A 10,629-nucleotide genomic window follows, 5' to 3' on the forward strand; every position below is an offset into this window, starting at 1 on the left:
CAGGCTAACGAACCCTGCCGGTCATCACCGCCATGGCTCCGAGCAGTGCGGCGAGCCCGGCCGCCAGGGCGCAGAGCCAGCCGAAGCCCCAGCCGCCGACCACCAGCCCGGCGAGCGCGCCGCCCGTCGCAGCGGCCAGCCCCATCACCAGGTCGGAGGCCCCCTGCACGCCCGGTCGCTCGGCCAGGGGCACGGCGCCCGCGAGCAGCGTCGACCCCGCGACCATGGTGCACGACCAGCCCAGCCCGAGCAGGAAGAGACCGGCCGTCAGCAGCCCCGACCAGCCCTCCGGCGCACGCCCCGCCAGCACCGCCGCGGCGAGGAAGACGACCACGCCGGCGAGGATGACCGCCCGCTCGCCGATCCGGTCCACCAGCAGACCGGTGACCGGGGAGAACGCGTACATGCCCAGCACGTGGATGCTGATGACGAAGCCGACGAGCCGCAGCTCCGCGCCGCCGTGGTGCATGTGCAGCGGCGTCATCACCATCACGCCGACCATCACCGTGTGTCCGATCGCGACGGCGGCGAGTCCGAGCAAGGCGGCCGGGTAGGCGCGGATGACCCGAAGGCCCCGGAGCAGCGATCCATGGGTCTGGGTGTCGTCGCCGGCGTCGATCGCAGCACGTCGGGCGAGCAGGAGCGGGTCGGGCCGCAACCGGATCCACAGCAGCACACCGCCGAGGACGAAGCCGACCATGCTGAACACGAACGGCCCCACGAGCTCGGGGATGTCGAGTCCTCGGGCGAGCCGGCCGGCCGGGCCGATCAGGTTGGGCCCGAGGACCGCGCCGACCGTCGTCGCCCAGACCACGAGGGCGAGGGAGCGACCGCGGTGCTCCGGGCGCGCAAGGTCGGCCGCGGCATACCGGGCCTGGCTGTTGGACGCGGTGGCTGCCCCGAACAACGCGGTGGCGCACAACAACAGGAGGAAGGAGCCACGTATGCCGGCCAGGACCGCCAGTGCCGCGCCGAGGGTTCCGGTCGCATAACCCGCGACGAGGCCGGCGCGCCTGCCGCGGGCCGCCATGAGCCGTGCCATCGGGACGGTCAGGACGGCCGCTCCCAGGACCTGGGCGGTGTTGGCGAGACCGGCCAGGTCAGGGGACCCGAGCAGGTCCTCGGCGAGGATGCTGCCGACCGCGATACCGCTCGAGACGCCGACCCCGCCGAGCATCTGGCTCCCGACCAGGGTGCGGACCGTGCGTCGCTGCACCTGCACGACGTCGGGCGCGGTCGTGGGCACGGTTCGGGCGGCTGGCACGCGCCTCACCCTACGGGGGCGGGCGGCCAGAGCCACACCTGAATTTGCCGGTCACCGGCAGGTTCGGGCCCGGTGAAGCGGGACGGGAGTCCGTGGAACCGGCGTGCAGCCGCCGTGGATCTGCCCGGCCACACAGTCGTCGCGTGAACACCGATCACGACCCCCACCCACGCGACGGCATCGATCTCCCGGCAGCCCGCGGTCCGCGTCGAGGGCGACCAGCTGAGCGGTGGTGGCGCCCCCCCGGTGTTGGGCGAGCACGGCCAGCAGCGTCTGCGAGCGCTCACCGGCCACCGGGGTGCCGTTCCAGCACACGCGGTGGAGCATCGTGGGCAGGTTCGCTGCAACGTTTGCTGGCGAGAGGAACGGGGCAGATAACTGTCCGGGCGTCAGATGCCAACCGTTCAGGTCCACAGACCCCGGACGACGGGAGTATGCAATGTCAATGAAGGTCGAGGGCAGCGGCGTGGCCGCAGGCGATGACGTTCGCCTCAAAAAGGACTTCGGCACGATCGGGCTCCTCTTCACTGCGATCGGCTCCATCATCGGCTCCGGGTGGCTGTTCAGTTCGCTGCACGCCTCCGCGCAAGCCGGACCGGCCTCGATCATCTCCTGGATCGTCGGCACGATCATGTTCCTGTTCATCGGCCTCAGCTATGCCGAACTCGGCGTGATGTTCCCGCGCAGCGGTGGTGTCGCGCGGTACCCGCACTACGCGTGGGGCTCGTTCGCCAGCTACTCGTCGGGCTGGGTGACCTGGCTCTCCTGTGCGGCCGTCGCCTCGGTCGAGGTCTCGGCCGTGCTGACCTACGCCACGTCATACCTGCACTGGCTGGAGCACGACAACGCCACCCTCACCGGCGCCGGGTTGATCATCGCGATCGCGTTGATGGCGCTGTTCGTCGCGGTCAACTACCTCGGTGTCAGGTGGTTCGCGCGGATCAACAACGTGATGGTGTGGTGGAAGCTGGGCATGATGGTGCTGGTCATCGTCGCGGTGATCGTATCCGCATTCCACTTCACGAACTTCAGCCTCGACACCAAGGACGGCAACGGGTTCGCGCCCTATGGCCTGAAGAGCGCGTTCGAGGCGATCCCAGCCGCGGGTATCGCGTTCTCCTTCCTGGGCTGGCGGCAGGGCATCGAGCTGGCCGGTGAGACGAACAACCCCAAGCGGAACGTGCCGCTGACGCTGATCGGCTCGGTGCTGATCTGCGGCGTCCTCTACATCCTGCTGCAGATCGCCTTCATCGGCGCGCAGGACCCGTCGGCGCTGGCCGCACACGGCTGGCACGACGTCGGCAGCCTGATCAAGACCGGCAGCGACGCGGGCAACTTCAGCCCGCTGGCCACCCTCGCCACGGTCCTCGGCATGGGCTGGCTGGCCGGCCTGCTGTATGCCGACGCGTTCATCTCGCCCGGTGACACCGGGCTGATCTACACCGGCGTCACCGCCCGGATGTCGTATGCGATGGCCCGCAACAAGAACGCGCCGGCCGTGCTGGCGAAGGTCAACAACAACGGCGTGCCGTGGCCGAGCCTGATCCTCGCATGGATCGTGGGTTGTATCTTCTTCCTGCCGTTCCCGAGTTGGCAGGCGCTGGTCGGCATCGTCACCTCGCTGACCGTACTGTCCTTCGGCATCGGAGCGATCACACTGGTCACCTTCCGCAAGCAGGTCCCCGAGGTGGAGCGCCCCTACCGGTCCAAGGCACCGTGGGTCATCGTCTTCCTGGCGGTGCTGTCCAGCAACCTGATCATGTATTGGGCCGGTTGGGACCAGGTCTGGAAGATGATGTTGGCCGTGGTGCTCGGCTACGTGTTCCTGGGGATTTTCGAGCTCACGGATCGCGGCCCGAACCGTCGTGCCCCGCAGCTGGACCTCAAGCACGGCTGGTGGGTGCTGCTCTGGTTCGGCGGCATCACTGTGGTCAGCTACCTCGGCAGCTACTCCGGCGCGGCCGTGACCGATGCCGGCCAGGCGAACGTCTACGGGTTCGACGGCGGCATCATCGCCAACATCATCCTGACCATCATCGTGCTCGCGGTGGCGTGGTACTCCCAGCTACCGGGTGACAAGGTACGCCAGATCCTCGCGGAACCTGACGAGCCAGTGCAGGTCACAGGAGCCTGACCGAAGACCGTGTATGCACGGACGGAAGACGTCACCATCAAATTCCGATCACGTGATCGCAGGGTGGAGAAGACGAGCTGAGTGCGAGCGACGGACGGTGCCTTCGGCCTCGGGCAGTGTTCGGGCCGGCCGGCTGGATCCAGTAGCCTCGTCCCCGCAGCAATCTCGTATGACGGCTGCGCCCCGCCCTCGTAGCTCAGGGGATAGAGCAACCGCCTCCTAAGCGGTAGGTCGCAGGTTCGAATCCTGCCGGGGGCACGCATGGTGAGGGGGCCGGAGGACGAGGGGCTTGCCGCGGTCAGCTCGGGCCCGCCGACGTGGGCACCGTGCGGCCGGGTTGTGGGCGCGATCGATGTCCACCAGAGTGGCGGCCATGACCACCTCGTCTCCCGTCACCCGTCCTTTCGGCGCCTGGCGCTCCCCGGTCAGTGCCGCGTCGGTGGCCGGGGACACCGTGGGCCTCGGTGCAGTGCGACTCGACGACGGCGACGTCTACTGGATCGAGTCGCGGCCCGGCGACGGCGGGCGCTCGGTGCTGGTCCGGTGCACCCCTGGCGGCGCACGGCAGGACGTCACACCCGGGCCCTACAACGTGCGCTCCCGCGTCCACGAGTACGGCGGCGGTGCCTACGCCGTCCGGCACGGGCTGGTCCTGTTCGTCAACTTCGTCGACCAGCGCGTCTACCGTCTCGACCGCGACGACCCCGCACCGCACGCGATCACGCCCGAGGGCACCCTGCGCTACGGCGACCTGCGGCTCGACACCGAGCGCGGGGTCGCCTACGCGGTGCGCGAGGACCACTCCGACCCACAGGCCGAGCCGGTCAACACGCTCGTGCGCCTTGACCTCGAGGGGCCGAACGGCGACGGCGGCACCGTCCTCGTCGGCGACACCGACTTCGTGGTGGGGCCGGAGCTCAGCCCCGACGGCACCCACCTCGCGTGGCTGCAGTGGGACCACCCCAACATGCCGTGGGACGACACCACGGTGTGGCTCGGAACCCTCGACGCGGCAGGCGACCTCACCGATCGGCAGATCTGGGCCGGTGCTCCCGGCCGGACGGTCGGCGAACCGCGTTGGGCGCCGGACGGGCGTCTCGTGCACCTCTCCGACCACACCGGCTTCGCCAACCTGTATGCCGGTGACCTCACCTCCCCGGAGTCGTCGGCGTCGCCGCTCCTGTCTCTGGATCGTGAGTTCGGGCAACCGCAGTGGCAGCTCGGCACCAGCACCTACGGGTTCACCGGCGACGGCCGCGTCGTGTGCACCTGGCTGGAGGACGGCTTCGCCCGGATGGGCCTGCTGGACCCGGCCGACGGGCAGGTGAGGTTGCTCGAGACCGGCGCCACGGCATACGGCTCGCTTGCCGTCGCCGCCGACCAGGTGGTCTTCATGGGCGGGTTCGTCGACGCGCCGTCTGCCGTGGTGCGGGTCAGCCTGGTCGACGGCTCGACCGAGGTGCTGCGCCGTTCCAGCGACGAACGGGTCGACCCTCGCTACCTCAGCCGGCCCGAACGGGTGTCGTGGCAGAACACCGATGGTGAGACCGTCCACGGCTTCTTCCACCGGCCGGCGAACGCCGACTTCACGGCCCCGGAAGGCGAGCTGCCCCCGCTCATCGTCTCCTCGCACGGCGGCCCCACCAGCATGGCGCCGCCGGCCTTCTCCCCCTCCGACCAGTACTGGACCAGCCGTGGGTTCGCGCTGCTGGAGGTCAACTACTCCGGCAGCACCGGCTACGGCCGCGCCTACCGCGAGCGGCTCAAGGGCCGCTGGGGCCTCGTCGACGTCGACGACTGCGCGACCGGCGCCGTGGCGATGGCGGACGAGGGACGGGTGGACCGCGCCCGGCTCGCCATCCACGGCGGAAGCGCCGGCGGATACACCACCCTCGCGGCGCTGACCTTCCGAGACGTCTTCGCGGCCGGGGCGAGCCACTTCGGCATCTCAGACCTCGCCGCCCTCGCCCGTGACACGCACAAGTTCGAGTCGCAGTACCCGACCGGCCTCGTCGGCCCCTACCCCGAGGCCAAGGACGCGTATGCCGCCCGCTCACCGATCGAGCACCTCGACCGGCTGGGCAGCCAGATGATCCTGCTGCAGGGCACCGAGGACGAGGTCGTCCCACGAGGCCAGGCCGAGCTGATGGCCGACGCGTTGCGGCGCAAGGGACTTCCGGTGTCGCTGGTCCTCTTCGAAGGTGAGGGCCACGGGTTCCGCAGGGCGGAGAACATCGTGGCCGCGCTCGAGGCGGAAGCGTACTTCTTCAGCCAGGTGCTCGGCTTCACGCTGGCCGACCCGGTGCCAGCGGTCCAGATCGACAACTTCCCGCCGCCGCGAACCGATACCTTGACCTGACCCGAGCAGGACGCAGACGATCCAGGACGACGAGGGAGGCTGGATGGACCTGCACGAGAAGGTCGCCTGGGTCGTGGGCGCCTCGAGCGGGATCGGGGCTGCGGTCGCCCGTGAGCTGCAGGCGCGCGGAGCGGTCGTGGCCGTCTCGGCCAGGAGGCAGTCCCAGCTCGAGGCGGTGGCCGAGGGCCGCATGCTCGTCGTCCCGGCCGACGTCACCGATGCCGCGGGCCTGGCAGCCGCGGCGCGGCAGGTCGCCGCCGGGCTCGGCCCGATCGACCTGGTCGTCGTGACCGCCGGCACCTGGGAGCGCCCGAGTGTCGACCACTGGGACGCCGACGCCTTCCGGCGGCAGGTCGAGGTCAACCTCGTCGGCCTGTCCAACGCCGTCGCCGCGGTGCTGCCGGCCATGCTGGACCGCTCGAGCGGGACCTTCGCCGGGGTCGCCTCGCTGGCCGGCTACCGCGGTGTCGCCGGTGCTGAGGCCTACAGTGCGGCCACGGCCGGTCAGATCGCCCTGCTGGAGGCGCTGCGGGTGCAGGTCGCCGAACGTGGGGTGCGGGTCACGACGGTCAACCCCGGCTTCGTGCGGACGCCGCTGGCCGGGTCCGGCGGGTTCCCGATGCCCTTCGCCATCGATCCCGACGCTGCCGGACGGGCCATCTGCGACGGCCTGGAGCGTGACCGGGTGGAGATCGCCTTCCCGCTGCGGCTGGCAATCCCGATGAAGCTCGCCCGACTGCTGCCGGCTCGCCTGTGGCCCCGCCTGTTCGGGCGCCCGGCGACGCCGCCCGCTGCGCCGCGCCCGCGGGGATGACCGCGGGCATGACCGCGGCCGCGCCGGAGCACCCTCGTCGTGCGTCTAGAATTCGGTGATGACGAAAGCCCCAGGGGACGACGCCTGTAGTACCCAGCCGGGTCCGGCCCGGCTTCCCGGAACGGCGCGATCGTGCTGATCGGCGCCGGTCTGCTCACCATCCTCCTGCTCACCGCGGCGACCGGCTACTTCGTGGCCCAGGAGTTCGCCTACGTCGCCGTCGACCGCGGCGAGTTGCAGCGTCTCTCGCAGGACGGCGACGCACCGGCGCGACGAGCGTTGCGGGTCACCTCACAGCTGTCGTTCACCCTCTCTGGTGCGCAGTTCGGCATCACGGTCACGGCCCTGGTCGTCGGCTACGTGTCCGAGCCCCTGCTCGGTGAGGGGCTCGCCGACGCACTGGGCTTCACCGGGCTGTCCCGCACCGACCGGCTCTCGATCGCCCTGGCGGCCGCGTTGCTGTTCAGCACACTGGTCCAGATGGTGGTCGGCGAGCTGGCCCCGAAGAACCTCGCCATCTCCCGCGCGACCGTGCTGGCCCGTTGGCTGAGCCGCTCGACGCTCCTTTACCTGGCGCTGGCCGGCCCCGTCATCCGACTGTTCGACCGCGCCTCGACCGCGCTGCTGCGCGCGGTCGGGATCGAGCCGATCGAGGAGCTGCCCCAGGGCGCGACCCCGGAGGACCTCGAGGGGATCATCCACGAGTCGCACACCCGCGGGCTCCTCGACGCCGACCTGTCCAGACTGCTGGACCGGGCGCTCGCCTTCCGCCACCTGCTGGCCGAACAGGTCATGACCCCCCGCATCGACGTCACCGTCATCCGAGCCGACGAGCCGGCCAGCCGGGTGACCGAGCTGCTGGCCACCGGCAGCTCGCGGTTCCCGGTGACCGGGCGCGACGTCGACGACATCATCGGGCAGGTCGGTGTCAAGGAGCTGCTGGCGGTGCCGGTCGAGCAACGGTCCACGACACCGGTGCGTCGGATCGTCACCCCACCGGTGCGGCTCCCCACCAGCCTCCCGCTGCCCGCGGTGTTGGAGCGGCTGCGGGCAGAGCGTCGCCAGATGGCTGTGGTCGTCGACGAGTACGGCGGTTTTGCCGGGGTGATCACCTTCGAGGACGTGGCCGAGGAGGTGGTCGGGGAGATCCTCGACGAGGACGACGCGGACGAGCCGGTGATCCAGCGGCGTCCAGACGGGGCCTGGCAGGTGCCGGCCCGGATGCGGATCGACGAGGTGGTCGCCCAGACCGGCCTCCCGTTGCCCGACGACGAGGACTTCGACACCCTCGGTGGTCTCGTCCTGGACCGGCTCGGCCGCACCGCAGAGGTGGGTGACGTCATCGAGCTGGACGGCGCGGCGGCGCGGGGCGCGGGGAAACCAGCCTCCACGACCGAGCTCGAGGTGCTGGCCGTGAACCGCCACGTGCCGCTCACGGTTCTCGCCCGACAGCGCAGCGACCAGGGGGCGGACCGATGAACCTCGCCGTCGCGCTCCTGGTCTCCCTCGGGCTGCTGGTCGCCAACGCCTTCTTCGTCGCCGCGGAGTTCGCCCTCGTGGCGAGCCGGACGCACCGGCTCGAGCGGTTGGCGGCCGACGGCGGCCGAGCGGCCAGAGCGGCCTACGAGGGGAGCCGCGAGCTGTCGCTCATGCTCGCCGGCGCCCAGCTCGGCATCACCATCTGCACGCTCGGACTCGGTGCGCTGGCCAAACCCGCTCTCGCCACGTTGCTCGACCCGGCCTTCCGCGCGCTCGGCCTGCCGGTGCAGCTGGGCGGCGTCGTCGCGATCGTGCTCGCTGTCGTCGTGGTCGTGTTCCTGCACATGGTGATCGGCGAGATGGCGCCCAAGTCCTGGGCCATCTCGCACCCCGAGCGCTCGGCGCTCCTGCTCGCCCTGCCCTTCCGCGGCTTCACCCGTGCGGTCCGGCCGGCCCTGCGCCTGTTCAACGCTCTCGCCAACGTCCTGGTCCGGGCCGTCGGCGTCAGCCCACGGGACACGGTGGACCGCGCGCACGCCCCGGCCCAGCTGCAGCTGCTGTTCGCCCAGTCACACGAGCACGGGGCCCTCCCTGACCACGAGCACCGGTTCCTCAGTGGGGCACTGTGGCTGGAGCAGAAGACCCTCGGCGCGCTGATGCGGCCCATAGCGGACGCCGTCACCATCGCCGCCTCGGCCTCGTCCCTGGACGTCGAACGGGTGAGCCGCGACACCGGTCGCTCCCGCCTCATCGTCCTGGAGGACGGCACGCCGCAGGGGCTGGTGCACGTGCGTGATGCCGTGCAGCGCAACGGCGGCGGGACGCCCTGCACGGTGTCGGAGCTGCGTCAGGGCCTCCTCGTGTTGCCGGCCGACCTGCCCCTGATCGACGCTGTCACCCGGATGCGCGAACAGCACGCACAGCTGACCCTGGTGGCACGGGACGGCGCCATCGCCGGTCTGGCCGCCCTCGAGGACCTGCTCGAGGAGGTCCTCGGTCAGTTCGAGGACGAGACCGATCCGTCCGGGTCCGGCTGAGCCGCCGGCGGGCCGCCCAGCCCGCGCCATGCCTGTTGCAACAGGGCCACGAGCTCGTCGACCGACTGGGGCCCCTCCCCCCGGACGCTGCCGTTGACCAGCACGTACGGCACCGACGAGATCCCGAGCTGCACGGCGAGGGCCTCGTCCTGGCGCACCTGCTCGGCATACTCCTCACCCGCGAGCACGGAGGCGAGGAGCACCTCGTCGAGCCCGGCCTCGGCACCGAGTCGCTGGAGCGCGTCCGGGTCGTCCAGGTGCCTGCCCTCCACGAACTGCGCGGTGAACAATCGCTCCAGGACGGCTGCCTGCTGCGCCGGGCCTCCCTGGTCCAGCCCGAGATGGCACAGCCGGTGCGCGTCGAAGGTGCTGCTCTGCACGGCGCGCTCGAAGTCGAAGCGCAGGTCCTCCTCGCGCGCGGCCTCGTTCACGCGGGTGCCCACCTCGCGCGCGGCGACCGGCCCGCCATACCGGTCGGCCAGGTGCTGCACGAAGGGGCGCCGGTCCGGCCGACGCGGGTCCAGCTCGAAGGAGCGGTGGCGCACCAGCACCTCCCCGGGGTGCTCGAACCCGCGCACGGCGCGCTCCAGCCGGCGCTTGCCGACGTAGCACCACGGACACGCCAGGTCCGACCACACCTCCACCTGCAGCCGGTGCTGTGCGGGGGCCTGCTCCGGGATGCTCATGGCCCCAGTGTCCCAAGAACCCGGGCCCGGGGACACCGATGGCCCCGCACCGCGTGTGCGGTGAGGAGCCATCGAGGAGCGTCGCGGTCGGTCAGACGCGTCCGAAGGTGACGGCGCCGCTGCTGTAGAAGATCGCGCGCTTCTGGACGGGGACCCCGGGGCGACCGGAGTCATACATCATCCCGCCGCCGGCGTAGATGCCCACGTGGTGGGCGGGGTAGCCGAAGAAGACGAGGTCACCCGGCTGGGGGTCGGAGACCGGCGTCGCCTGCGCCTGCTGTCCGGTGGTGGTGCGGCTCAGGCTGATGCCCGCCTGCCCGAAGACATACTGGGTGAAGCCGGAGCAGTCGAAGCCCGAAGGAGAACTGCCGCCGTAGACGTAGGGAGTGCCGACGTAGCGCGCGGCGATGGCGAGCACACCCGAAGGCGCCGGCGCGGCCTGCTCGGCAGCGGCCTGCTCCTCCGCCTTCTTCTGCTCGGCCGCCCGCTCAGCCGCCTCACGCTCGGCTGCGGCACGCTGCTCCGCCTCACGCTCGGCCTCAGCCTGCTGCGCCGCCTCACGCTCCGCGGCCGCCTCACGCTCCGCGGCCGACTCGCGCTCGGTGGACCGGCTCGGTGCGGTCGTGGTCCGCTCGATCTCGGGCGCGGCGGCCTCCACGGGCTCCGGCTTCGGGGCCTTGTTGCCCTTGAAACCGACCTGGCCGAACTGCGGCGAGACCACGCTCGCCGCGACGGCGGGGCTCGCGACAGCGGGCACCGGCGCGGCGGCGCGGTGGGCTGCGGCCGCCGGTGCCACGTTCGGTATGCAGGACGTGCTCACTCAGCAGCTCATCCGCCGGCTCGGGCAGGGACTCCT

8 protein-coding genes and 1 tRNA gene are annotated in these 10,629 nt (G+C 71.2%); 6 read left to right on the plus strand and 3 right to left on the minus strand.

Annotated features, from left to right (window positions below):
• Nucleotides 1-4 precede the first annotated feature (4 nt).
• Nucleotides 5-1,264 carry an MFS transporter gene (locus FCN22_RS02845; protein ID WP_238384469.1) on the minus strand — a complete coding sequence of 420 codons (1,260 nt, stop codon included), beginning with the start codon at nt 1,262-1,264 and terminating at the stop codon, nt 5-7.
• 439 nt (nt 1,265-1,703) lie between these two features.
• On the opposite strand from FCN22_RS02845, the gene FCN22_RS02850 reads away from it, so the two are divergent.
• From FCN22_RS02850 to FCN22_RS02875, 6 genes are all read left to right on the plus strand, one after another.
• Nucleotides 1,704-3,398, plus strand: a complete 1,695-nt coding sequence (locus FCN22_RS02850; protein WP_137120005.1) for an APC family permease — start codon at nt 1,704-1,706, stop codon at nt 3,396-3,398.
• 185 nt (nt 3,399-3,583) lie between these two features.
• Nucleotides 3,584-3,656 (plus strand) — tRNA-Arg (locus tag FCN22_RS02855).
• A 115-nt stretch (nt 3,657-3,771) separates the two neighbouring features.
• Nucleotides 3,772-5,757 (plus strand): S9 family peptidase, encoded by a 1,986-nt coding sequence (locus FCN22_RS02860; RefSeq protein ID WP_137120006.1) that lies wholly within the window; start codon nt 3,772-3,774, stop codon nt 5,755-5,757.
• 43 nt (nt 5,758-5,800) lie between these two features.
• Nucleotides 5,801-6,571, plus strand: coding sequence for an SDR family NAD(P)-dependent oxidoreductase (locus FCN22_RS02865; protein ID WP_137120007.1), 771 nt, complete (start codon nt 5,801-5,803; stop codon nt 6,569-6,571).
• Between the two features lie 132 nt (nt 6,572-6,703).
• Nucleotides 6,704-8,050, plus strand: coding sequence for a hemolysin family protein (locus FCN22_RS02870; protein ID WP_137120008.1), 1,347 nt, complete (start codon nt 6,704-6,706; stop codon nt 8,048-8,050).
• A complete protein-coding gene (locus tag FCN22_RS02875; protein WP_137120009.1) occupies nt 8,047-9,087 on the plus strand; it encodes a hemolysin family protein in 1,041 nt (346 codons plus the stop codon). Before FCN22_RS02870 ends, FCN22_RS02875 begins: the two co-directional genes overlap by 4 nt.
• Here FCN22_RS02875 and FCN22_RS02880 read toward each other — a convergent pair.
• Complete coding sequence (locus FCN22_RS02880) at nt 9,048-9,773, minus strand: DsbA family oxidoreductase (RefSeq protein ID WP_137120010.1); 726 nt, start codon at nt 9,771-9,773, stop codon at nt 9,048-9,050. The genes FCN22_RS02875 and FCN22_RS02880 overlap by 40 nt on opposite strands.
• A gap of 91 nt (nt 9,774-9,864) precedes the next feature.
• Entirely contained in the window at nt 9,865-10,593 is a 729-nt protein-coding gene (locus FCN22_RS02885; RefSeq protein ID WP_137120011.1) for a C40 family peptidase, read from the minus strand.
• Nucleotides 10,594-10,629: the final 36 nt, after the last annotated feature.

It is taken from the genome of Segeticoccus rhizosphaerae (assembly GCF_005222685.1).
Lineage (GTDB): Bacteria > Actinomycetota > Actinomycetes > Actinomycetales > Dermatophilaceae > Segeticoccus > Segeticoccus rhizosphaerae.